The organism is Christensenella hongkongensis, from assembly GCF_000981035.1.
In the GTDB taxonomy this organism is placed as follows: domain Bacteria; phylum Bacillota; class Clostridia; order Christensenellales; family Christensenellaceae; genus Christensenella; species Christensenella hongkongensis.
This window is the reverse complement of sequence record NZ_LAYJ01000054.1, coordinates 1-330: the sequence shown is the minus strand read 5'-3', so window position 1 is coordinate 330 and position 330 is coordinate 1. Positions and strand designations below refer to the sequence as shown.

Here is a 330-nt window from a genome sequence, read left to right as displayed (position 1 = left end):
TGCCAGATGATTTTCAGGTCAGAAATTTTGTAAACAGAATGTATGTAAATGTACTGGACAGAACTCCCGACAGGCAGGGGTATTCGGATTGGGTGAACGCGCTTATGACACGAGCTGTCACACCAAAAGAAGCTGCTTATGGAATATGCTTCAGCAATGAAGAACTTTTGAAGCGTGAGGCGACAGATGAATTTGTAGACGAACTGTACCGCGGGCTTTTGGGACGCAAGATGGATGCGGCAGCGCGCGATACGTGGATAGGCGGGCTATACAAAAACCTGAGCCGCGAAGATGTGTTTAATGGCATCACGGATTCTGAGGAATTTAAAG

The 330-nt window shown here is 47.0% G+C and carries 1 protein-coding gene; it reads left to right on the top strand.

From position 1 onward, the window contains the following. Nucleotides 1-38: 38 nt before the first annotated feature. A partial coding sequence (locus tag CHK_RS03090) for a DUF4214 domain-containing protein (RefSeq protein ID WP_046442584.1) occupies nucleotides 39-330 on the top strand: 292 nt, incomplete at its 3' end.